General features: G+C 63.1%; 22 protein-coding genes. 9 read left to right on the top strand and 13 right to left on the bottom strand.

All coding sequences use genetic code 11. From position 1 onward, the window contains the following. Positions 1 to 15: 15 nt before the first annotated feature. The 6 genes from C8K18_RS19710 to C8K18_RS19735 all read right to left on the bottom strand — a co-directional run bounded on the left by C8K18_RS19710 (position 16) and on the right by C8K18_RS19735 (position 6386). Positions 16 to 1443: an aldehyde dehydrogenase family protein gene (locus C8K18_RS19710; RefSeq protein ID WP_107708964.1), complete on the bottom strand. Its 1428-nt coding sequence runs from the start codon at positions 1441 to 1443 to the stop codon at positions 16 to 18. Between the two features lie 31 nt (positions 1444 to 1474). Beyond that, complete coding sequence (locus C8K18_RS19715) at positions 1475 to 2269, bottom strand: ABC transporter permease (protein WP_006049237.1); 795 nt, start codon at positions 2267 to 2269, stop codon at positions 1475 to 1477. Beyond that, positions 2266 to 3177 (bottom strand): ABC transporter permease, encoded by a 912-nt coding sequence (locus C8K18_RS19720; protein ID WP_035569473.1) that lies wholly within the window; start codon positions 3175 to 3177, stop codon positions 2266 to 2268. The genes C8K18_RS19715 and C8K18_RS19720 overlap by 4 nt, the downstream gene beginning before the upstream one ends. Continuing rightward, a complete protein-coding gene (locus C8K18_RS19725; protein WP_107708966.1) occupies positions 3174 to 4523 on the bottom strand; it encodes an FAD-binding oxidoreductase in 1350 nt (449 codons plus the stop codon). The genes C8K18_RS19720 and C8K18_RS19725 overlap by 4 nt, the downstream gene beginning before the upstream one ends. Positions 4524 to 4527: 4 nt before the next feature. After that, positions 4528 to 5238, bottom strand: coding sequence for an HAD-IA family hydrolase (locus C8K18_RS19730; RefSeq protein ID WP_006049234.1), 711 nt, complete (start codon positions 5236 to 5238; stop codon positions 4528 to 4530). A 74-nt stretch (positions 5239 to 5312) separates the two neighbouring features. Then, on the bottom strand, positions 5313 to 6386 hold the full coding sequence (locus C8K18_RS19735; protein ID WP_029966427.1) for an ABC transporter ATP-binding protein: 1074 nt from the start codon (positions 6384 to 6386) through the stop codon (positions 5313 to 5315). 100 nt (positions 6387 to 6486) lie between these two features. Here C8K18_RS19735 and C8K18_RS19740 point away from each other — a divergent pair, with 100 nt between their 5' ends. Beyond that, on the top strand, positions 6487 to 7458 hold the full coding sequence (locus tag C8K18_RS19740; protein ID WP_029966428.1) for a LysR family transcriptional regulator: 972 nt from the start codon (positions 6487 to 6489) through the stop codon (positions 7456 to 7458). Positions 7459 to 7469: 11 nt separating this feature from the next. Here the strand turns inward: C8K18_RS19740 and C8K18_RS19745 are convergent, their stop codons facing one another. Next, the gene (locus C8K18_RS19745; protein ID WP_258230480.1) at positions 7470 to 7949 is read right to left on the bottom strand and encodes a hypothetical protein; all 480 of its coding nucleotides are present in this window, start codon (positions 7947 to 7949) and stop codon (positions 7470 to 7472) included. Between the two features lie 8 nt (positions 7950 to 7957). Here C8K18_RS19745 and C8K18_RS19750 point away from each other — a divergent pair, with 8 nt between their 5' ends. The 5 genes from C8K18_RS19750 to C8K18_RS19765 all read left to right on the top strand — a co-directional run bounded on the left by C8K18_RS19750 (position 7958) and on the right by C8K18_RS19765 (position 12287). Then, on the top strand, positions 7958 to 8359 hold the full coding sequence (locus C8K18_RS19750; RefSeq protein ID WP_107708968.1) for a DUF6232 family protein: 402 nt from the start codon (positions 7958 to 7960) through the stop codon (positions 8357 to 8359). A gap of 274 nt (positions 8360 to 8633) precedes the next feature. Further along, positions 8634 to 9755, top strand: coding sequence for a hypothetical protein (locus C8K18_RS19755; RefSeq protein ID WP_107708970.1), 1122 nt, complete (start codon positions 8634 to 8636; stop codon positions 9753 to 9755). A 713-nt stretch (positions 9756 to 10468) separates the two neighbouring features. Continuing rightward, positions 10469 to 10975, top strand: coding sequence for a PAAR domain-containing protein (locus C8K18_RS33115; protein WP_132384586.1), 507 nt, complete (start codon positions 10469 to 10471; stop codon positions 10973 to 10975). Between the two features lie 161 nt (positions 10976 to 11136). Next, positions 11137 to 11811 (top strand): M35 family metallo-endopeptidase, encoded by a 675-nt coding sequence (locus C8K18_RS19760; RefSeq protein WP_107708972.1) that lies wholly within the window; start codon positions 11137 to 11139, stop codon positions 11809 to 11811. Positions 11812 to 11900: 89 nt separating this feature from the next. Next, the gene (locus C8K18_RS19765; RefSeq protein WP_146239974.1) at positions 11901 to 12287 is read left to right on the top strand and encodes a hypothetical protein; all 387 of its coding nucleotides are present in this window, start codon (positions 11901 to 11903) and stop codon (positions 12285 to 12287) included. A 205-nt stretch (positions 12288 to 12492) separates the two neighbouring features. On the opposite strand, the gene C8K18_RS19770 is transcribed toward C8K18_RS19765, so the two are convergent. Further along, entirely contained in the window at positions 12493 to 14946 is a 2454-nt protein-coding gene (locus C8K18_RS19770; RefSeq protein ID WP_029966441.1) for a glycogen/starch/alpha-glucan phosphorylase, read from the bottom strand. A gap of 796 nt (positions 14947 to 15742) precedes the next feature. On the opposite strand from C8K18_RS19770, the gene C8K18_RS19775 reads away from it, so the two are divergent. Beyond that, positions 15743 to 17110, top strand: coding sequence for an MFS transporter (locus C8K18_RS19775; RefSeq protein WP_006049221.1), 1368 nt, complete (start codon positions 15743 to 15745; stop codon positions 17108 to 17110). Positions 17111 to 17156: 46 nt separating this feature from the next. Here the strand turns inward: C8K18_RS19775 and ltaE are convergent, their stop codons facing one another. From ltaE to C8K18_RS19790, 3 genes are all read right to left on the bottom strand, one after another. Further along, entirely contained in the window at positions 17157 to 18164 is a 1008-nt protein-coding gene (ltaE, locus tag C8K18_RS19780) for a low-specificity L-threonine aldolase (RefSeq protein ID WP_107708974.1), read from the bottom strand. Positions 18165 to 18366: 202 nt separating this feature from the next. Next, positions 18367 to 19173, bottom strand: coding sequence for a peptidoglycan DD-metalloendopeptidase family protein (locus C8K18_RS19785; RefSeq protein WP_107708976.1), 807 nt, complete (start codon positions 19171 to 19173; stop codon positions 18367 to 18369). Between the two features lie 94 nt (positions 19174 to 19267). Next, on the bottom strand, positions 19268 to 19579 hold the full coding sequence (locus C8K18_RS19790; RefSeq protein WP_053859540.1) for a cupin domain-containing protein: 312 nt from the start codon (positions 19577 to 19579) through the stop codon (positions 19268 to 19270). Between the two features lie 285 nt (positions 19580 to 19864). On the opposite strand from C8K18_RS19790, the gene C8K18_RS19795 reads away from it, so the two are divergent. Both C8K18_RS19795 and C8K18_RS19800 read left to right on the top strand, forming a co-directional pair. Continuing rightward, entirely contained in the window at positions 19865 to 20182 is a 318-nt protein-coding gene (locus tag C8K18_RS19795) for a hypothetical protein (protein ID WP_029966453.1), read from the top strand. Positions 20183 to 20368: 186 nt separating this feature from the next. Continuing rightward, the gene (locus C8K18_RS19800; protein ID WP_107708978.1) at positions 20369 to 21172 is read left to right on the top strand and encodes a DUF2968 domain-containing protein; all 804 of its coding nucleotides are present in this window, start codon (positions 20369 to 20371) and stop codon (positions 21170 to 21172) included. Between the two features lie 162 nt (positions 21173 to 21334). Here the strand turns inward: C8K18_RS19800 and C8K18_RS19805 are convergent, their stop codons facing one another. Both C8K18_RS19805 and gndA read right to left on the bottom strand, forming a co-directional pair. Beyond that, positions 21335 to 21661, bottom strand: a complete 327-nt coding sequence (locus tag C8K18_RS19805) for a DUF4148 domain-containing protein (protein ID WP_107708980.1) — start codon at positions 21659 to 21661, stop codon at positions 21335 to 21337. A 302-nt stretch (positions 21662 to 21963) separates the two neighbouring features. Continuing rightward, the gene (gene gndA, locus C8K18_RS19810; protein WP_107708983.1) at positions 21964 to 23373 is read right to left on the bottom strand and encodes an NADP-dependent phosphogluconate dehydrogenase; all 1410 of its coding nucleotides are present in this window, start codon (positions 23371 to 23373) and stop codon (positions 21964 to 21966) included. Between the last annotated feature and the right edge of the window lie 55 nt (positions 23374 to 23428).

The following is a 23428-nucleotide window of genomic DNA, read 5'->3' on the forward strand; positions in this document are numbered from 1 at the left end:
TGCCCTGATCGCAACCTACTCGCCGTACCCAACGATACCCTTCACTTCGAGAAACGCTTCGAGCCCCCACTCGCCGTATTCGCGTCCGTTGCCGGACTGCTTGTAGCCGCCGAACGGCGAGCCCGCGTCCCACGCCGGATAGTTCAGATACACGCTGCCCGCACGCAAGCGCAATGCAACGCGCCTCGCGCGCGCCTGATCCGCGGACTGAACATACGCGGCCAGTCCGAACGGTGTGTCGTTGGCAATGGCGATGGCGTCTTCTTCGTCGCGATACGGCATGATCGCGAGCACCGGGCCGAAGATTTCTTCGCGAGCGATCGTCATCGACGGAGCGACGTTTGCGAATACCGTGGGCCGCACGTAGTAGCCGCGCGTCAGACCGTCGGGACGTCCTGGCCCGCCCGCCGCGAGCAGCGCGCCTTCCTCGATGCCCATTTCGATCAGCCGTTGCACGCGTGCGTATTGCACGTCGCTAACGACCGGGCCCATCGTCGTTTCGTCGTCGTCAGCGGGACCGATGCGGTGCGCGGCCGCCGCGCGCTGTGCAATCGCGACCGCCTCGTCGTGCCGCGCTGCCGGCACCAGCATGCGTGTCGGCGCATTGCACGACTGCCCGCTGTTGCTGAAGCACGAGTTCACGCCCGACGTGACCGCGGCTTCCAGGTCCGCGTCGTCGAGAAGAATGTTGGCGGATTTCCCGCCCAGTTCCTGATGCACGCGCTTGACGGTCGGCGCGGCCAGCTTTGCGATTTCCACGCCCGCGCGCGTCGATCCGGTGAACGACACCATGTCGACATCCGGATGACTGCATAGCGCGGCGCCGACAGTCGGGCCGTCGCCGTTCAGCAGATTGAACACGCCTGGCGGCACGCCCGCCGCGTCGAGAATTTCAGCGAACAGCACGGCGTTCAGCGGAGACACCTCGCTCGGCTTAAGCACCATCGTGCAGCCGGCGGCAATCGCGGGCGCGACCTTGCAGACAATCTGATTGATCGGCCAGTTCCACGGCGTAATCAGCGCGACCACGCCGACGGGCTCATGATTGACGAGCGTCGTGCCCTTCTTGCGCTGCCACGCGAAGCTCTCGCAGGTACGCAGCAGTTCTTCCAGATGACGCTTGCCGAGCGCGGCCTGCCACGCATGCGAGAGCTTTTTCGGCGCGCCGATCTCACGCGAGATCACAGCGGCCATCTCGTCGTAGCGCGCCATGTAGGCGTCGAGTATGCGGCGGATCAGCGCGATGCGTTCGGCCGGCTGCGTCAGCGAGAACGACGCGAACGCGCGTCTCGCCGCGGCGACCGCGCGCTCGGCATCTTCCGCATTGCCCAGCGCGATCTCGGCGAACGCTTCTTCCGTGCAGGGATCGACCACGGCAAGGCGCGCGTTGCCGGACGGCGCAACCCATGCGCCGTCGATATAAAACTTCAGTGCATTCGACATCCGCTTCCCAGTCAGAGGAAATGAAAAGGCATCACGCGCGCGCGCCGGCCGAACGCCGGCTCACGACGACGATCATCACGAGACACAACGTCAACGCAGTGAGCATGGTGCTGATCGCGGCGATGGTCGGATCGATCTCGTCGCGCAGCGTGACGAACATGCGGCGCGTGAGCGTCTGATTCGCGCCGCCCGATATGAAGAGCGCGACGACGGTTTCATCGAGCGCCTGAATGAACACGAACACCGCGCCGGAAATCACGCTCGCCTTGATCTGCGGCAGCGTCACCGTGAGAAAGCTGCGCAGCCGATTCATGCCGAGACTGCGCGCGACCATTTCCTGCGTGCGGTCGAACGTGCGCAAATCCGCGCCGACGGAAATCAGCACGTACGGCAGCCCGAGCATCGTATCCGCGACGATCAGCCCGCCGAGCGTATTCACGTAACCCGCCTGCGTGAAGACGAAGAACACGCCCACCGCGACGATGATGATCGGCACCATCAGCGGCAACATCAGCAGCGTGCGCAGATAGCGCATCGACCAATGCGTGCCGTGCTGGATCGCGTAGGCCGCGGCAACGCCGAGCGGCGTCGCGACGAGCGCGGCGCAAACGGATGCCGTCAGCGTCACGCGAGCGGCGTCGATCCATGCGGGGTTGTCGAAGAACGCGTGATACCAGCGCAACGAATACGCGGGCGGCGGGAACGTCATGAAGCGCGTGTCGGAGAACGATAGCGGCACGACGATCAGCACCGGCAGCATCAGGAACACGAGGATCAGCACGACGAACGCGCCGAGCACCACTCTGCCTAACGGAATCCTGTTCATTTCGCGCCCAGGGTCTTTTCAAGTGGAATCACGCGGCTCGCGGCATAGAAGATCGCGAACACGCAAACCAGCAGAACGACGCTGACCGCGCTCGCCGCTCCCCAACTGTTGTAGATTTCCACGTTGCGGCTCACCACCATCGACACCATGATCGACTTGCCGCCGCCCATCAGTTCGGGCGTGATGTAAAAACCGAGGCACAGCACGAAGACGAGCGTGACGCCCGCGACGACACCGCTCATCGACAGCGGCAGAAACACGCGCCAGAAAACATGCAGCGGCGAGCCGCCGAGACTCGCGCCGGCCTGCGAGAGGTTCGCTGGAATCTTCTGCATGGCCGAATAAAGCGGCAGCACCATGAACGGCAACAGAATATGCACCATCGCGAGGATCGTGCCGAACTGGTTGTAGGCGAGTTGTATCGGCCGATCCACCAGGCCCATTTCGAGCAGCGCCTTGTTGATGAGCCCGGTGCGCTGCAACAGCACGAGCCATGCGTACGTGCGCACGAGCACGCTGGTCCAGAACGGCAATATGACCATGCCGAGTATCAGCGCGCTCCATCGCGGCGACACGGAGGCCGCGAAATATGCAACGGGATAACCGAGCAGAAGCGTCACACCCGTCACGATCGCGCTGAGCCTGAACGTAAGCAGGAACGTATCCAGATAGGTGCCGGTGAAGATGCGCCGATAGTTGACGAGCGTGAAGCCGCCGTCATGCCAGATGGACTGCCACGAGAGCCACGCGAGCGGCACCACCAGCAGCACAACGACGACCAAAAGCGCGGGCGCGAGCAACAGCAGCATCGCGCGGTCCTCGCGTTGCCGATGGCGCTCCGACGGGTCCATCGCGGTCGTCTGCATCAAGCTGGGTCCCTGAAAAATCCGTTTGGCTGTCGTCATCATGCACCCACGGCGTCAAGAAACTGATACCACGCAGCGACGACGCGAACGCCCGGCGCGCGCAGCGAATGAAACGGCACGGGCCGCAAGCCTTGCTGGCCTAGCAATGCGAGCTCAGGCGTTTCGCCGAGCGCGAGCGCCGCGGCATGCTGGCCGAGCAGGCTCGCCATCGCGACACCTGCTCCGTTATACCCGAGACAAAACGTCGTGACGTCGTCGCTTCGGCCAACATGCGGCAGCGAGTTGAAGGTCATGCCGACATAGCCCGACCATTGGTACTCGATCTGCACGTCCGCGAGATCGGGAAACAGCGCGACCATCGCGCGGCGCAGCGCGTCGAAACCGGTGGACTGCCCTTCCTTGCCGAACGCATCGCGTCCGCCGAACAGCATGCGGCCGTCCACCTTGCGAAACCACTTCATCATGCGGCGCGTTTCCGTATAGCTGCGGCGCTGCACCATCAGGCGCGCGTCGAGTTCCGCGGGCAGACGCTCCGTTGCGATCATCGCGCTGCGAAACGGCACGAGCTCGCGTTGATAGGCGGCGGTCGCAGCCGTGAGGTCGGAATAGGCATTCGTCGCGACGATCACCTGCTTCGCGCGCACCGTGCCGTGAGGCGTGCGCAGCACGGCGCCACCCGAGCCGCGCTCGGCACGCGTCATCTCGACGATCGGCGTTGCTTCGTAAATCGGCACGCCGCGCGCGGTCAGTCCGCGCGCGATACCGTACACATATTCGAGCGGCAGAATCGTGCCGGCGTCCGCGCTCAATACGCCGCCGACAAACTCCGCCGATCCCGTCTCGCGAGTTATTTCCGCGGCCGATTGCACGGTCATCGACGTATCGCCCAGTTGCGTGCGCACCCAGTCCGCTTCCGCGCGAATCGCTTCGAACGCTCGCTCGGTATGCGCGCAACGCAGGCTGCCCGTATGCTCGAAACGCGCGCGCTCGAGCCTGAATTCGTCGACGAACGATTCGACCACGCGCACGCCTTCATGCGCGAGCCGGTGCATGCGCTTGGCGGTATCGAGTCCATGCAGCTTGTCGATCTGCGGAAACGACAAGCGGAATTTCGACGACACCACGCCGCCATTGCGCCCACTCGCGCCCCAACCCACCGGGTTTGCATCGAACACCGCGCAGTCGACGCCGCGTTTTTGCAGCGCATACGCGGCGGCGAGGCCCGAGTAGCCCGCGCCGATCACGGCCACGTCGACGATGAGATCGCGAGCGAGCGGCGCGCCCGTGCTGACGGGCGCCTGCTTTTCGGCAGTGCGCGCCGCCATCGCGCGCCATAACGAATCGGGCTGCGGGCGTTGCGAGGAGTTGTGAATCGCGGGCGCGAGCATGACTTTAAGCGGCGCGTGCTTCGGCTTCGACCGCGTCGGCGAGCGCGCCGAGCGTCGCGAATTTGAAGGTCGGCGTCGTGACGGCTTCCGGAACCGGAGTCGCGCCGAAGCCCTTCATGCCCTGACGGCGCTCGATCCAGCAGGTCGCGTAACCGAGCTTCGTCGCGATGCCGATGTCGTGATACTGGCTCTGCGCGGTGTGCAGGATTTCATCGAACTTGAAGCCGAACGCGGCCTGACGTCCGCGGTTATAGGCGAAGAATTGCGGGTCCGGCTTCGCGACGCCGGTTTCGTCGCAGCACACGGTGTCGTCGAACGGATCGCCGAGGGTGTGCGCGTACGCCGACAACGCGACGCGGTCCGCGTTCGTCATCGCAACGAGCCGGTAGTGTTTGCGCAGGCGCTTCAACGCTTCCACCGAATCTTCGAACGCGGGCCATTCGAGCACGTCGCGCTGGAATGCGGCGGCGGATTGCGCGTCGTCGGGCAGGCCGAGTTCCTTCGCGAGATACAGATAGACGTTCGCCATCTCGTGACTGGAGCGCCCCGGATATTTCGCGCGTCCGCGCATATACGGCTCGAAGATCTGATCGTCGGTGAGGTCTTTCGCCGCCGCGCCGCCCAGGCGCCGCACGGACGCAAGCACGCCCTGTTCGAAGTTGATCAGCGTGCCGACGACATCGAACGTCAGGACCTTGAAATCGGTGAGCTTCATTGCATCATCCTTTGCGGGTTGTGAGGGTTGCGTGAATTGCGCAAGAGGTAAGCCTAGGCGGGCGGCGACAAGAATCAGGCGGGCACGACGATGGTGTCCTGCGGATCGAGCAGCACAGTCATAGGCTCGCCCGGCGATGGAATGCGGCGACGCGCGTCGTGATTGCCGGGTTGGCGCAAGCTGATCGAGGTGCCGTCGGCGAGCGCGGCGAACACGCGCAAACTCTCGCCCTGATACAGCACTTCGGTCACGCGGCACGACAGCCGGTTCGCGCCTTCGGCGGAACCGCCGTCGATCACGAGCTTTTCGGTTTGCACGGCAAGCAGCAGACGCTCGCCGCGCGGCAACGGATGGGCGGTGCGCAGCAGCGCGTCGCCGAGCCGCACGGCGTCGTCGCCGGCGCGGCTCACGTCGAGCAGCGTCGCCTCGCCGATGAAGCTCGCGACGAACGCATCGCAAGGCCGGTCGTACAGACGCTCCGGCGTATCGATCTGCACGAGCTTGCCGTTCTTCAGCACCGCGACGCGGTCGCTCATGGTGAGCGCCTCGCGCTGATCGTGCGTCACGTAGACGATCGTCGCGCCGAGCTTGCGGTGCAAACGCCGCAGCTCGATCTGCATCGTCTCGCGCAATTGCTTGTCGAGCGCGGACAGCGGTTCGTCCATCAGGATGAGTTGCGGCTCGAACACCATCGCTCTGGCGAGCGCGACGCGCTGACGCTGGCCGCCCGAAAGCTGGCTAATGTTGCGCGCCTCGAAGCCGCTCAGTTCGACCATCGCGAGTGCGTCGGCTACTTTTTTCGCCCAGCCCGCTTTCGGCTCGCGGCGCGCGCGCAGCGGGAATGCCACGTTCTCGCCGACCGTCATGTGCGGAAACAGCGCGTAGTTCTGGAACACGATGCCGATATTGCGTTTATGCGGCGGCGCAAATGTAATGTCATTCTCGCCGACCCAGACCGCGCCCGAACTCGGCTGAACAAAGCCGCCGAGGATGCCGAGCAGCGTCGTCTTGCCGGAGCCCGACGGCCCTAGCAGCGACACGAACTCGCCGGGCGCGATGTCGAGCGAAACGTCGTCCAGCGCGACCACCGGACCGTAGCGCTTGCCTGCCGACCGGATCGAGACTCCTGTTTTCGCTCGTGCGTCCATTGCGTTTTTTCTCGCTAAAGGGGCTGCGTTAGGGAAAATATAGGTGGCAAACTTTTTGGCGGCAATTCCCAAATTGTTGGATCGGGCATAACATGAAGTCATGCCGAATCTACGCAAAAAATTGCCGAGCGCGAATGCGCTGTTCGTCTTCGAAGCCGCCGCGCGCTGCGGCAACTTCACGCGCGCCGCGCAGGAACTCTATGTGAGCCAACCCGCCGTTAGCCGCATGCTCGCGCGCATGGAAGACCACATCGGAGTGCGCCTTTTCGAGCGCGTGCGCGGCGGCATCGAGTTGACGGAGAACGGGCGCATCCTGTATCGCAAGATCTCCGAAGGATTCAACGGCATAGAGAGCGCGATACGCGAAATCGAGGCGCGCGCCACGGGCGTGGAGTCGGTCACACTCTCGGTGTCGACCGGCTTTACGACGCATTGGCTGATGCCGCGCATGAGTCGCCTGAACCAGGCGTTTCCGTCGATTGATCTGAGGTTTCAGCTCATTTCGGGGCGCATCGGCGGGCCGCTGGTCGACGTCGATCTCGGCATGCGCTTTCTGCACGCCGACGAAATCGACGACAACAGCGTGCTCGTCATGCCCGAAACGCTGATGCCCGTATGCAACCCGCGCTACCAGGAAACCGCGCAAACGGAGGCTGGCCGCGAGCATGGCGATACGGTCATCGTGATGGACGACGAAGAGCGCGGCTGGCATCACCGCTTTGGCGCGTTCGAGCAGCATGGCCGGCGCGTCGCGGGCATGCTCAGCTTCAACGACTACGCGATCGTCGTGCAGGCCGCGCTGCTCGGCCAGGGCATCGCGCTTGGCTGGTTGAACGTGGTGTCGCACTGGCTATCGCAGCGCGCGCTGGTCCCCGCCGAGGAGCAGATCATCGTGACGAGTCGGCGCTGCTGCCTGGTGTCGCCGGCGAACCGGCCATTGCGGCCGATTGTTGCGGATGTGCGCGACTGGATCGTCGAGGAGATGCGTGCCGATTTGCGCACGTTGGAGAGTGCGTATCCGCAGTTGGGGTTGCGGGGGGCATTGAAGGAGTGCGGCGTGACTATCGGCTGAGGGCCACTCGCTCAAAGTCCCTGTTTCATCGTATTGAGCGTGGAGCCGAAAGACTGATGCGTGTTGACCGCATTGATGATATCCGCGAGGAACCACGGGAGAATCAATTGAGTGCCGGGATCGGTCACGCCGACGCTTAGTACGGGCGGCTTCGGTTTGGACTTAGACGCGTGCTGATCGGTGCGCGCGGTGGGCGTGGTGGAGGTTGCGGCAGTGGGTGGAACCTGTCGCGTGTCTCGTTCAGCGGACGGCGGCCATGTCGATGAACAGCCGGCCGCGAAGATCGCAGTGATAGCCACAGTAGCGCTGACGTAAAACCGCTTCATGATGTGAACTCCCGCTATATTGCTTCGACAGAAACGGCAGGCGCGAAGTTCGTCGGAAGGCGTTGCAGCGCTCTGGGCCGGCCCTTTTCCGAACCAAGCCAGCATCTCGCGCAAGCCCTGCGCACGCGAACTCTGGTACGCTGCGCCCTTTGCAACAGCTTGCATTCGACTCGATGGAAACTCCTTTCAACGATCGCGGCGTGTCGGTCACCCGCAATGCGCTTTCATCCGCCGGCCAGGTTTTCCCGCTGCGCGACATCGTCAGCGTGAAGGTCATCACCGTGCAGAAGAACAAGGTATTGCCCATTACGATTTCGGTCGTGGGGCTCGTCGGCGCGATTGTCGGCGGCGTGCTTCGCGCGCCGGTGGGAATCGTGTGCGGCGTGATGCTGGCGGTCGTCGGCTGGCTCACGTGGGCGACGCAGGATGTCACGCACCGTCTGATGGTGCAAACGGCCAATGGCGAACGCGAGGCGCTGTCGAGCGTCGATCGCGACTTCGTCGAGCGCGTCGGCGCGGCCGTGAACGAAGCCAAGGGCGCAGCCGCTTCGGCTTCCGCCACGCAGAAAGTTTGAGTAAGCCGATGTCAAGCTCGCGCTCGCGGGCTTGTTAAAGCGGCCGACGGCATAGGTAGATGTGCGCGTCGGCGTCACACTAAACGCAAATCGCCGCGGCATCGAGCCGCGCTTCCCTTCACACATCTTTGCAAGTGGTCGCCGGTGCCCGGTTAGAGTCGCCGCTCCTGTTATCGCGCGTTCACTTTCGCAGGCCTCGCGATGCGTCGCTCCCTGTGCGTAGCAGCCGCATGCATCGCCTTCGCAAGGGACCGCCTTTTTGCGAGCGTGTCTCATGTCCCTGCTTACTGTCACTGGTTATGCCGCGCGCCGGCATCTGCACTTGCATCTGCATCTTCGTCTGCATCGTCATTGGCGCCGTTTGACGGCCGCCGCGCTGTTTGCGACCGGCGCGCTCACCGCGCTCAGCGGCTGCTCGACCACTTTCCCGACGCCCACGCCGCCCGCTTCCAGCGTTTCGCTGATCAACGGCGGCAAGGACGGCGTGCTGATTCCGCTGCACGTCGAACGTGCCGATGAAGACCACGCGCGTCTCGGCCTGCCCGTTCAACTCGACGGCAAGCCGGTCTACGTCGCACTCGATACGGGCACGCAAGGCGTGCGTGTGCTGAAGTCGGTGCTGCCCGGTTCGGACTATCCGAGCGCCGCGCCGGCGAGCACACTGCTGCTCGCGAACGGCGCGCAAATTTCGGGCGCCACGGTGAAAGTGCCGATGAGCGTCGCGGGATCGAACGCGGTAAAGGTCGACGCACAGGCCGTGGACGCCGTCAGTTGCCAGGCCAACGCCAAACGCTGCGTCGCGATGGACGGCTACACCGGCGAGTTCGGCTGGGCCTTCTCCGGACTGTTCGGCGTGGGCGCCGCGCAACCGGACGACACCTGTTGCACGCAACCGCTGCGCGCGCTCGTCGGCCACATCGGCGAACGCTATGTGGTGCATGCCAGTTTCGCGAAACCGTACTTGCTGCTGAGCCCGTCGAGCGCGATCACGAAGGACTACACGATGGTGCCGATGACGGTATCGAAAGACGGCGCGTTGCAGTGGCCGCGAGGCTGCGTCAATGTCGGCGACAAGACGACGTTTTGCGCGCCGCTGGTGTTTGCCACGGCAACCACTGGCATGATCCGCGTCGAAACCGATACGGCGCCGAACTGGACCGGCGACGACAGCCCTGGCAAGGTGCTCATTCAAGGCAACTACAACGCGGCGATTGGTTCGGGCAAGTGGGTGCATCGCTACGACGACGCGCAAGTCACCATCGTCAAGGCGCAACCGGGGGCAAACCGCATCGTGATCGGTCTGATGGGTATGCAGAACATCGACGTGCTGTTCGATTTTCCGCACGCTCAGTTGGGGCTTTATGCGCGGGAGACGGTTGAGAAGTTGACGCCTTGAGGGTGGTGTTTTAGGCAAAAGAAAGGCCGTGCGTCGGTGGATGTGGTGGGTTGTTATTCACCGACGTAATGCCGTGCGCTCTTTCCATAGCGTCGTAAAAGTAGCGTCGTACTGGCCGCTCCGGCTACGTACTGATTCGCCATCCTTACTTCTAGGTATTGGGTGCGCTTGGTCATGAAAGACACCCCAACGTCGGATCGGTTTCCGACCTTTGGGGTGCAGTTCCTTTGCCCGAGCTCGGGTTACCCGGATAAACATACCTTCAAATATTTCGCCTCATTGGGCGGAATTTGTCGCAAGTCACGTTAAATGCCTTCGCGTCGTGCCGACGCGGCCTCTGTTTCGCCCATTTCCCCGTTTTCAGACCAGTCCTATATCGCGCTGCGCAAGTACCGCGCGAGCATGGTCAATCAGGGCCAAAACATCGCCCTGTCGTAGCCGGTAGCCGCACGGCCGGCGTCTTCGTTGGTTTCGGATGTATGGGAATGTCGAATCAGGAAGATCGCAAGGGGAACGACGTATGCATTCGCGACGATCGGTGCGCGCACGGAGCGCGGCGGATGCGTTACTAGTGGTTCGGAGGTTTGCATCGACGGCTTTCCGCTAGCGTGCGTTGGCGATGTCGTGACGTATAGCGATGGTAGTCAAGCGGTGATGGACGAGAGAGAGCCAACAACTAGGGCTTGAAGTAGCGCACCGAACAGGAGACAAGCATGTTTGATCGACTTGTAGCAGATGGAGACCGCACCACGACAGGCGGAGAAGTTATTGGCCGTAGTGACTTCTATAACGAACAAGGCAGGATGTACGCGCGCAAGGAAAACCATGCGACGTGCGGAAACTGCAAAGGCGGATGGCCAATCTACGGCACTGCAAGCAACTGGATGGATGACGGCTCCCCATATGTGAAGGACCTGGACCGCGTTCTATGCCCATGCGGTAGGAATTTTGTTCTTGCCGCAGGTTCGTCCAATGCGTTCTATTCCGACAGCAAAGGTGAGGCCCCGGCCGCGCCGACGCTAGCTCCAACGACTTCTATCTATGACCAGCAATACACACTCAGGAATAGCGCCGGTGAACCGTTCGAGAACGTGCCCTATCGCGTCCGTATTGGTTCCGAGGTCATAGCGAGTGGAGTAACGGACTCACGCGGAATGACGCAACGAATCGCCACCGAAGACGCGCGCCGGCTAACACTCGAAATTATCCTGAGCCTCTAACGCGACTTCCGGTCGGTATCCCCGCCCGATTGGGAGCATGCCATATCGGATCGTCGTTGATGGAGACCGCGTCATAGCGGCAACCACGAACCGTAACGGCCAAACGGATCACATAGAAACGCAGAAGATTTCGCCCCGCAATTTCAAGTGGAGAAGCAAGCATGTCCGATGATGCAGAGTGGGTAACGGTCCACGATACAGCAATCGCCAATACGAATCCGGATTCGATGGTTCATGTCACGATCAATACAGTGCCCATATGCTCGAACATGACGAATAAGCAATTCGCCGAAACCGTTATGCGAGCGCGCGATGCAGGGCTCACATTAATCAAGGATCGTATTGCGGCGGTAGCACAATGGGATGCGAACGAGCAGGCCCGCGCTAAAACCTATTTCGGTCGTGCAGACGATGAAATTCGAAGCACCCTGGCCGCCAGACTCCCGCGCTTGCTCGCGGCAATGCAAGAGCTAGTGCCCGAGAAAATTGTCCGCTGGGATGACGCCTCAAACAGAAATCTTACCTGCTCCGTTGTACCTGATAACGGACAGAATCGGGCCGGCGTGTGTAAGCCCGATTCAGAGAAGCGCGTTATTGCGATCTATAGTGCTTTCTGCACGGATTCCAACGGCGAGTTGTGGCACGGTGCGAAGGTCAAGACGCTGATACACGAATGCACGCACTTCACCGACACGTTCAACTCCGACGATATCATGTACGGCAACACTGAAAGCGGGATGCATGCTTTCGCATTGGGGAACCGCGACAAGGCGATACGGAACGCCGATAGTATTGCGGGCTATATTGCGACCTTTGACAAGACAGTAGCGCGATGAAAAAACTAATATCCACATGTTTTATCTCCATTGCAGTGGCTACGACTTTCCTGTCGATGCAAGCACGGGCATGCACGATCAGCGAGTCAATGGAAACACGACTTCCCTTTAACGCCGTCGAGCTAACGAACAGAGATAGATTATCAATTGCCAACATCGTACTGGAAGCAAAAAAATGGCCTGACGTCGACATCCAGGCCGTAATCATTGCGGGTGCATACGTTGGAGAGAAGGATCGCGAAAGATTAAAAAGCGAGCGCGGCGAACTCGTGAAATCTTATTTAGTCCAGTTAGGGATTAATCCACAGAACGTTCTGATTGAGCCAAAGGTCTTTACCAACGAAATGGTAAAAAACGAGGACGGCACTTTGAACCTGCATCAAATCTCAATTGAGCTTGTGCCTTTGTGTAAAGGTGGTTGCGAACGGCTTTGCGACGATCCACGGATCACACCGCATAGCCGATCTATCAAGTAAATGTTGGCCCCGCTTCGGCGGGGCTCTTCACGTGAGCTTCAACCGCGCGTGGTCATGCGTGGTGTCGGTATGCCTTTAGCTGCTCGCTGTGCCTCCTCACGAAAAGCACCCCAAAGCTCAGTTCGCTGTCCAACCTTGGGGGTGCAGTTCAGCCTCGTTCTTTCCCGCACGCGCAACCCACAACCCGCGCCCAACCAACCCCCCCTCACCCCAAACTAAGCGGATTCACCCGCCATATCTCCCGAGCATACTCAGCGATCGTCCGATCCGACGAAAACTGCCCCATGCCCGCGACATTCTCAATCGCGCTTTCCGTCCACGCGCGCTTGTCGACGAAACGCGCGTCCACTTCGTTTTGCGCCTTCGCGAACGCCGCGAAATCGGCGAGCACCATGTAGTGATCGCCCCAATCCACCAGCGTGTGGAAAATATCGGAGAAACGCAGCGGGTCGTCGGGTGAGAAGTAGCCGCCGCGAATCTGGTCGAGCGCCATGCGCAATTCGGCGTTCTGCTCGTACACTTCGCGCGGACGGTAGCCGCTCGCGCGCAGATCGTCCACCTCGTCCGCGGTATGGCCGAAGATGAAAATATTCTCGCGGCCCACCGCGTCGCAGATTTCGATGTTCGCGCCGTCCATCGTGCCGATCGTCAATGCCCCGTTGAGCGCGAGCTTCATGTTGCCGGTGCCCGATGCTTCCGTGCCGGCCATCGAAATCTGCTCGGACAAATCGGCGGCCGGAATGATCAGTTCCGCCACGCTCACGCCGTAGTTCGGCACGAACACCACCTTGAGACGGTCGCCAATCAGCGGATCGTGATTGACCTTCTGACTCACATCGCCGATCAGTTTGATGATCGTCTTCGCCATCCGGTAAGCGGACGCGGCCTTGCCCGCGAACATCACCACGCGCGGCACCCAGTCGCGCTCCGGATTCGCGCGAATCTGGTTGTAGCGCACGATCACATGCAGCACGTTCAGCAATTGCCGCTTGTATTCGTGGATGCGCTTCACCTGCAGATCGAACAGCGCGTCGGGATTGAAATGCAGCTTCGTATGATGCGCGAGCCGCTGCACGAGCCGCAACTTGTTCTGCCGCTTGGCCTCACGAAATGCTTCGATGAACTCACTATCGCTACGCAGTTCGCGCAATTGCGCGAGTTCGAACAGATTGCCGCGCCAATGCGTGCCGATCTTCTGATCGATCAGCGACGACAGCGACGGACTCGCCTGCGATAACCAGCGCCGCGGCGTAATGCCGTTCGTCACATTCGTGAAGCGGTCTGGATAAATGCGCGCGAAGTCGGCGAAGATGTCGCGCGTCATCAGTTGCGAATGCAGCTTCGACACGCCGTTCACCTTGTGGCTCGCGACAATCGCCAGATACGCCATGCGCACGCGCCGCTGTCCGTATTCATCGACAAGAGAAATGCGGCGGATCATCTCCGCGTCGTGACCCGACTGCTCGCTCACATGCTTGAGAAAACCGGCATTGATCTCGAAGATGATCTCGAGATGCCGCGGCAACAAACGCGACAGCATTTCGACGTCCCACGTTTCGAGCGCCTCGGGCATCAGCGTGTGATTCGTGTACGAGAAAATCTGCGTGACGTGTTTCCACGCCTTGTCCCACGGCAGATGATGCACGTCCACGAGCAAGCGCATCAGTTCGGGAATCGCCAGCACTGGGTGCGTATCGTTCAGATGCACCGCGACCTTTTCGGAAAAGCGCCCGAACGTGCTGTGCGTGCGCTGATAGCGGCGAATCAGATCCTGCATGGTCGCCGAAACGAAGAAGTACTCCTGCCGCAAACGCAGTTCGCGGCCGGCCGGCGTGGAGTCGTCCGGATACAGCAGCCGCGATACGTTCTCCGACATGTTCTTCGTGTCCACCGCATTGCGATAGTCGCCGCGGTTGAACGCGCCGAGGTCGAGCTCGTCGGTGGCGCGCGCGGACCACAGGCGCAGCGTGTTGGTGGCGTCGGTCGCGTAGCCTGGAATCACCGTGTCATACGCGGTGGCGTTCACATGCTCGGTGTCGATCCATTCGACCTGATCGCCGCGCTGCACGGTGCGTCCGCCGAAATGCACGGTGTACTTGATCTCGGGTCGCGGAAATTCCCACGGATTGCCGGCGCGCAGCCAGTAATCCGGCGCCTCGACCTGCTCGCCATCGACGATCTCCTGACGGAACATCCCGTATTCATAACGGATGCCGTAACCGAAGCCCGGAATACCGAGCGTGGCCATCGAATCGAGAAAGCATGCGGCCAGCCGGCCGAGGCCGCCGTTGCCGAGCGCGGCGTCGGGCTCGATGTCGGTCAGCGCGTCCATGTCGACGCCGAGACTCGCGAGCGCTTCCTTCATCTGATCGTGGATGCCGAGCGCGAGCAACGCATTCGTGAAGGTCCGGCCGATCAGGAATTCCATCGACAGGTAGTAGACGCGCTTCACGTCCTGTTCGTATTGCAGGCGCGTGGTTTTCATCCAGCGCGCGACGAGCCGGTCGCGCACGGCAAGCGCCGCGGCATGCAGCCAGTCATGCGGATGCGCGGTGACGGCGTCCTTGCCGACGCCGTACATCATGCGATTGGAAATTGAGCGCCGTAGCGCGTCGACGGTACTGTTGAGCTGGTCGAATTCCAGATCGACGGCTGTCATCGAAGCCTCCGGTAAAAGCGCTGCGACATGCGCGAACCGCACAGATGACGGACGGGAGGCGCGTGCCGGTCAGGCGGGTTAAGAATCAGAGTAGGACATTTTACGACTCCCGGATGCCGGCGAGCGCGGGTGCGGGTCACGCACATGCCATGCCCGCCTGCGCGCGCGGCTATCTGTCGGAACGCCCGCTTTGACGCACGGGCGCGGTGCAACGCGCGCGCTGTTGGGCACTGTGCGCGTGCATCGGGCTGTTATCGACGGTGATGTCAAAGTGTGAAGGCGGGCAACGCGAGCGTGACATCATGCGACGTGGATCGCGTGACACTTGCGATTATTTTTTTGGCGCTGGCACGAGGGCGCGAGCACGCGAGGATCCGAAGTGGCAATGTGATCGAATCGCGGCTTCATCTGCCAGGCGATGTGACTGTCAAGCGATCGCGCGCATCAACATTCTTCGCCGTGCGTAACGCGTGAGCGCCGGCGCCCACCGATTCGAAGACGCCCGACGGGGCTGACAGTTAGTTGCGTCTGCACTGGATTTCATACGGCTTACGACCCATGCGCGGCTCTGCACGATTTCCGCGTCTCTGTAACAATCGCTACATTCGCCGCGCGGTGCCTTGTCCTCGTTTGATCGTTCCTCCGGCCGGCCCGCGCTCCTGCTGTTCACCTGGTCTTGCCCCTCGCGCGCCGCATCGCCGATATGCGGCGCGTCGACGTGCCTATCTCCGACGAGCAACCCGTGTCCGATAGACTCAGCGCCGCATCCGCACCGCCCTTTCCCGCGGATGCCCCCATGTCCGCCGCCAACCGCCGCGCGATGGCCGCGATCATGCTCGCGGTCGCGCTCGCCACGCTCGACACCGCGATCGCCAACACAGCGCTGCCCGCGATCGCCGCGGATCTGCACGCGGCGCCCGCGGCATCGGTGTGGATCATCAACGCATACCAGCTCGCGATGGTCGCGACGCTGCTGCCGCTCGCCGCGCTTGGGGACATCGTCGGGCATCGGCGGATTTATATCGGCGGCATTGCGCTGTTCACGCTGGCTTCGCTCGCGTGCTCGCTGGCGCCGACCCTGCCCATGCTCGCCGGCGCGCGCGTGCTGCAAGGCCTCGGCGCGAGCGCGATCATGAGCGTGAACACCGCGCTGATCCGCTTCCTGTATCCGCCGCATCGGCTCGGACGCGGCCTCGGCACCAATGCGCTGATCGTCGGCGTATCGTTCGCGGTCGGGCCGACGGTGGCGTCGCTGATTCTGTCGGTTGCCTCGTGGCCGTGGCTGTTCGCGGTCAACGTGCCGCTCGGCGTGCTCGCGCTGGCTTTCGCGTGGCCCGCGCTGCCGCACACGGAGCGCGGCACGCACGGTTTCGATCCCGTTGCCGCGCTACTGAACGTCATCACGTTCGCCGCCTTGATCTTCGCGCTCGGCGAAGGCGCGCAGCGCGCGTCGACGCAACTCGTGCTGGGCGCCGCGGTGATCGCGCTCATCTTCGGCGCGCTGCTGATTCGCCGCGAAGCCGGCCACCCCGCGCCGATGCTTCCCGTCGATCTGTTCAAGCGGCCAGTGTTCGCGCTGTCGGCGGTGACGGCGGTCTGCTCGTTCGCCGCGCAAGGGCTCGCGTTCGTGTCGCTGCCGTTCTATTTCGAGGATGTGCTGCATCGCAGCCAGGTGGAAACCGGCTTTCTGATGACGCCGTGGCCGGTTGTCGTCGCGTTGGCCGCGCCGCTCGCGGGCAGTCTGTCGGATCGCTATCCGCCCGGCCTGCTGGGCGCGATCGGGCTCGCGGTGATGTCGGCGGGCATGGCGTCGCTCGCGCTGTTGCCGGTGCACCCGCATGTGTTCGATATCGGCATCCGCATGGCGATTTGCGGCGCGGGTTTCGGCTTTTTTCAATCGCCGAATCTGAAAGCGCTGATGGCGAGCGCGCCGCCCGAGCGCAGCGGCGGCGCGAGCGGCATCGTCGCGACCGCGCGGCTGCTCGGGCAGACCACGGGCGCGGCGCTAGTCGCGTTGAGCTTCAGCGTGGCGGGCCGGCATGGCCCGACGCTCGCGCTCGGCGCCGGCGCTTTCTTTGCCGGCGCGGCGAGCCTCGCGAGCGGTTTGCGGCTTCTGGCGCCGTCGCATCGCGCGGGCGTGCATGTGAAAACGTCGGCGAAATAGAAACGGGCGCGCGGCAGGCGTTCAGCCTAAGCGCGCCCCGGCACAATCAACGCGCGGCGAAATAGTCCTTCACCGCCGCGATAAACGTGTCGATGTCGTCGCGCGACACGTCCTTGTGCGTGACGAAGCGCGATGCGTAGAGCATCTGCGTGAGGATGCCGCGCTCCTTGAGCCACGCTTCGAGCGGCGCGCAATGCTGCTGCGGCAACTGCGCGAACACCATGTTGGTCGCCACCGACTGCACCTTCACCTGACCGATCGTTTCGAGCCCCGCTGCCAGATGCGCGGCGTTCGCGTGGTCGTCGGCGAGACGCTCGACGTTGTGATCGAGCGCGTATAGGCAAGCCGCCGCGAGCACGCCGGCCTGACGCATGCCGCCGCCGAGCACCTTGCGCCAGCGGTGCGCGACGTCAATGAGCGCGCGGCTGCCGACCAGCACCGAGCCGACCGGCGCGCCCAGTCCCTTCGAAAAACAGATCGACACCGAATCGAACGGCTCGCACAACGCCGCGACCGGCTTGCCCGACGCAACCGCCGCGTTGAACACGCGCGCGCCGTCGAGATGAGCCGACAAACCATGTTGGCGCGCAAGCTGAACGGCTTGCGCGACGTAGCTCTCCGGCAGCACCTTTCCGCCGATGGTGTTTTCCAGCGCCAGCAACCGCGTACGCGCGAAGTGGTTGTCGATCGGCTTGATCGCGGCCGCGATTTTTTCGAGCGGAATGGAGCCGTCAGGGGCATTTTCGAGCGGCTGCGGCTGGATGCTGCCGAGCACCGCCGCGCCGCCGCCCTCGTATTTGTACGTGTGCGCCAACTGGCCGACGATGTATTCGTCGCCGCGCGCGCAATGCGCCATCAACGCCGCGAGGTTGCTTTGCGTGCCGCTCGGGAAGAACAGGCCCGCTTCCTTGCCAGTGCGTTCGGCGAGTGTGGCTTGCAGACGCAGCACGGTGGGGTCGTCGCCCCAGACGTCGTCGCCTGTTTCGGCGGCCGACATGGCCGCGAGCATCGCCGGAGTCGGACGGGTTACGGTATCGCTGCGCAGATCGATCATTGTGTGTCCCAGTGCGTCTTTCGAGTGAGAAGCCATGACGGGCGGCCGGCGCCGCTCGTATTGCTCATGCTGCTCGCCGTGGCGAGAAGCACGGATCGGGCGCCGGCTTGTGAGCCACACAGTGTATTCAATTTGCACGGCGCTCGCAGAGCCGCGTGAGCGCGAGCGCGCGCCGCCGCAGGTCAGCCCGGCCCGGGCTTGCTCAGCCGCCCGGCTTCGGCAGCCACGCGAGCGGATCGACCGGCTGCCCGTTCTGGCGAACCTCGAACTGGACGGAGCCGACGCCGCGGCCGTCCACACCGACTTCGCCGATGGTCTGCCCTTGCGCGACCGCATCGCCTTCCTTCACGAGCAGCGTGCTGTTCTGCCCATACGCCGTGATCAGCGAGTCGTCATGCTTGATGATGATGAGCGGGCCATACGCCTCGATGCCCGAACCCGCGTAGACCACGCGGCCGGTGGCGGCCGCCTTGACCGGATCGCCGGGACGTCCGCCGATCACGATGCCGTTCGACTTGCCCGGCGCAAACGTCTTTAGAACCGGGCCGCGCAACGGCCATTGCAGCACGCCTTGCTGCGGTCCGGCGGAGGCAGTCGGCGCACCCGGCGCCGTCTGGCCGCCTGGACCCGCACCCGCACCCGCATTCGGCGCGACGCTCGCGGGCGGCGCGACGACGCTGCCGGAGGCCATCGGCGGAGCGACGCGCAGCACCTGTCCGGGCGCGACAGCCGCGTTCACCGGCAGGCCGTTCCAGGTCGCGAGGTCCTGCGGCCTATGCCCGTATGCGGATGCGATGCCGGCGAGCGTATCGCCCTGATTGACGCGGTAGAAACCGGCCGGCACGGGCACCGTGCTGAGCGTGGTCGGTCGCGCCTGGTTGTTGCCGTAGAACGGCGTGCTGTCCCACGGCATGCTCGTGCAGCCGTTGAGTATCACGGCCAGCCCGGCGGCCGCCAGCAGACGGGTCGCGACCGATGAAGTCCCCGTCGATTGCCTTGGTCTCGTCATGTGATTTTCCTCGACATTTTTTGATTCAATCTTGTGATTCGATCGACTTCAATCGATGCCTCTAGCATTCCGCGTGCCGCTGATCCCGCGGCACTCAAACGCTGCCCTCGGCCTCGACCACGAGAATCCGCGCGGCGCCAAGCGGATGCGCGACATGCTCGGTGCCGACCGATGCGTAGAACACATCGCCCGTTTCCAGAATCGCCGCCTGTTCGACGCCATCTTCGCGATAGCGCATCTCGACGCGGCCGTCCAGCACGGCGAACACTTCCTCGCCGTCGTTGACGTGCCACTTGTACGGCTGATCGGTCCAATGCAGACGCGTGGTGATGCCGCCCATATTGGCGATGTCGAGCGCGCCCCAGGCGCGCGTCGCGGTGAAGCTCCTGCTGCGAATGATCTTCATGGTCCCAAGGGCACGGGTTAAAGGACGGCGCGGATTCAGCCGCTGTTGGGCCGCGGTTCGATGTTCGAGCCCGAAGCGGCAGCCGTCCGAGCTGCTGCGAGCCACTGCGAGCGCCGCGATTTCGAACGGCCATTATAAGTCGCGTCGCGCACGCGTCTCGCCGATACCGCGCCCCGTTCGGCGCAATCGTGTGAGCATTGAAACCTTTGGACCCTCATCTATACTCAACTTTGCTGCGCCTGCGTGGCGCAGGCGCAAACGACCGGGTCCCGCAAGGAGTTGAGGATGAACAACGCCACCTTTCTGGCCGTGCAACTCAGCGTCGACGACGTCGCCGCGTCGCCGGGACTGGCCGAGTTGCTGAACATGCATCTGATTTTCGCCGCCGACGTCGCCGAAGCGGCCGACGCGCTCGTACAGCTTGCGAGCATCGCCGGACTCGCGAGCGGCGTCGAGGCGCGCGTCGAGATTCCCGCCGTCGCGATCGAGCGGCTGCGCGAGGCGCTCGACAATCTCAGCGGCTACGACGAATCATGGCTGCTCGCGCTCGAACCGAGCCGCGCGCTATTCGACGACATCGGCCGGCAACGCACGCTGCATTGACGCTGCGCTCGCACGCGAGGTCCGCGTCGACGCGCAGCCCGGCGAGCCCGATGGAACCTGCGTCATCCATCGGCCTACGCCACCGGGCTTCCGCATTTCGCTCACCGCCCAATCCGCCAGTTAGCCGGAACGCTTGATTGCCGGCGTCGTCTGGTCGTTTCGGGCGAGTCAACTGGAGGAACCGCCGTGAAAAGTCTCCTGAACCGCCGTAGCGTGCTGACCGGTCCATCGCATGTCGTGAGGGTCCCGCAGAGCCATCCCGCCGCATCCGATTCGCCCACTGACGCGCACGATGACGCATCGCCGAATCTGGCGTCCGCGGAGTCGTCCCCGGATGACGGTCTTGCGCCGAATCCTGGCGCCGGCGCGGGTTCCAATGCGGCACACGCCGCCGTGGCCCGCAGCGGGCCGCGCCCGGTGCTCGCCTTGCGGCCCGTGCAGACGGTGCCCTCGCAGGTCAGCGCGCGCGGCGTGCAGATGGCCAATACCGCCGAAGTCGAATGGCTCGCCGAAGAAGAAGCGCTCACGCCGTTTCGCGTGTTCCGCAGCTTTGCCTACTCGGTCAGCCTGCTGTTTCACGGGAAGGAACTGGTGTACTACGTCGCGCTGTATCAGGACGGCGCGTTGTGGCGCGCGCTGAAAGCGGCGGATCTGGAAGCCGCCGAAGCCGCGTTCCGTCATTTCGAGGACCAGGCGACCCGGCTGTCCGATTGCGAAACGCGCCGCGCGCAACTCGAGGCGCAGAACGAGCAGTTGGCCCGCATGATCGCGCGCTCGGAAGCCGAAGCGGAACGGCTGCGCAGCGATCTGCAGCGACGCAGCGTGCAGGAACAGGCGGCGTCGAACCGGCAGCATCAGGTGCGCAAGGAAGTGTCGCAACTGGAGGCGCAACGTGTTGCGGCGCAGGCGCATCTGAACAAGGCGCATCGGCAGATGCACCAACTCAACCTGACGAGCAACGAAGCGATTCCGCACTTGCCGACTCGTTGAATCGGCGGATTGGGCGGTTTTGGTCTTGGCGGTTTACCAAGCGCCCACGCGGATCGCGCGCTGAGGAACCGGTAAACGGCAAACGCCGCCAGGCGGAAAACCTGGCGGCGTTTTTTTGCTTAAGCGCCTCTACAGCCGGCGACGCTTCGTCCAACCCGGCAATTAGTTGCCGAAATAAACCGAGTTGCGATCCGTCGTGACTGCGCGGCCTGCTTGCGAGCTGCCGGCGATCGGTGCGCCGTAGCCGCTGTCGGCGACTTGAGCCGAAGCTTGGGCGGTGCCGTTCGCAGCGTTCACACGCGTTTGAGCAGCTTGCAGGTTTGCCGGGTAGTCGACATGATCGCCGACCGGGTTGTAGCCTGCCTTTTCGAGCTGGACCAGTTCGGCGCGGACTTGAGCGCGCGTGACCGGCTGGTTCGATTGAGCAAACGAAGCAACGGGAGCGGCCAGAGCGGCGGCGATAACAGCGGCAGAGATGATCGTCTTCATGATGTAAAACCTCCAGAACTTGTTGTGATGCGCTTCCGGGTTTGTTGTCCCTTGCGCTTGAACAGAAGTTTAGGAGGCCGGTCATCTAGGGGAAACCCCTAAAACGACGAAACTCTATTCCGCAAATTGCAATAGTCCGCGTCTGAAATTGCCGCTGATCTATCCCGTCGATAGCCTGGGGCAACAATAGCGGCACAGCGAATTCAAACGCTGCGCCGCCGCGTGCGCCCTTACAGCACGCGCGCGCGGCGGCGCGTTTCAAGCGATTCAAGCCGTCCGCGCCGTTCCATCGGCCCGCAGGTTCAGCTCCAGTTCGCGTGGAAGCTACCCGGCTTGTCGACGCGCTCGAACGTGTGCGCGCCGAAGAAGTCGCGCTGCGCCTGGACGAGGTTCGCGGGCAGCCGCTCGGAGCGATAAGCGTCGAAATACGCAATCGCCGACGCGAAAGCCGGCACCGGCACGCCCGCATTGATCGCCGCGACCACCACTTCGCGCAACGCCGTCTGGTAGTTGCTCGCGATGTCGCGGAAGTACGGATCGAGCAGCAGATTGGCGATGGCCTTGTCTTTCGTGTAGGCGTCCGTGATCTTCTGCAGGAAGCGGGCGCGGATGATACAGCCGGCGCGGAAAATTTTCGCGATCGTGCCGAAGTCCAGGTCCCACTTGTACTCTTCCGACGCCGCGCGCAGTTGCGCGAAACCTTGCGCGTACGAAATGACCTTGCTCAAGTAGAGCGCACGGCGCACTGACTCGATGAACGCCTCGCGCTCGGCGCCGAGCGGCTTCGCCTTCGGGCCGTCCAGCACCTTGCTCGCGGCCACGCGCTGACTTTTCAGCGACGACAGCACGCGCGCGAACACCGCTTCGGTGATCAGCGGCAGCGGCGCGCCGAGGTCGAGCGCGTTCTGGCTCGTCCACTTGCCGGTGCCCTTCTGCGCCGCGCGATCCAGAATCACGTCGACGAGATCCTTGCCGGTTTCTTCGTCCTTCTTGCTGAAGATCTTCGACGTGATTTCGATCAGATAGCTGTCGAGCTCGCCCTGATTCCATTCGGTATAGACCTTGCCGAGTTCTTCGTTCGACAGGCCGGCCACCTGCTTGAGCACCGCGTAGCTTTCCGCGATCAGCTGCATGTCGCCGTATTCGATGCCGTTGTGCACCATCTTCACGAAATGGCCGGCGCCGTCCGGGCCCATGTAGGCGACGCACGGCTCGCCGTCCGGCGCTTTCGCGGCGATTTCGGTGAGAATCGGTGCGACCAGATCGTAGGCGTCGCGCTGACCGCCCGGCATGATCGACGGGCCTTTCAGCGCGCCTTCCTCGCCGCCCGACACGCCGGTGCCGATGAAATGCAGACCGGCCTTCGCCAGTTCCTGATTGCGGCGAATTGTGTCCGTGAAATGCGTGTTGCCGCCGTCGATCAGAATGTCGCCCTTCTCCAGCAGCGGCTTGAGCGATGCGATGGTGGCGTCGGTCGGCTCGCCTGCCTTCACCATGAGCAGAATGCGGCGCGGCTTTTCGAGCGATTCGACGAACTCTTCGAGCGTGAACGCCGGCACCAGCTTCTTGTCCGGATATTCGGCGATGAGTTCGTCGGTCTTTTCACGGCTACGGTTGTAGACCGACACCGCGTGGCCGCGGCTCTCGATGTTGAGCGCCAGGTTGCGGCCCATGACCGCTAGCCCCACTACGCCGATTGCCTGTTTGCCCATGTGAATTCTCCAGTGTCCAAAAAGTGTCGTGACGCCGCGCCGGAATGAACGTCGG

The organism is Paraburkholderia sp. GV068 (genome assembly GCF_003058125.1).
In the GTDB taxonomy this organism is placed as follows: Bacteria; Pseudomonadota; Gammaproteobacteria; order Burkholderiales; family Burkholderiaceae; genus Paraburkholderia; species Paraburkholderia graminis.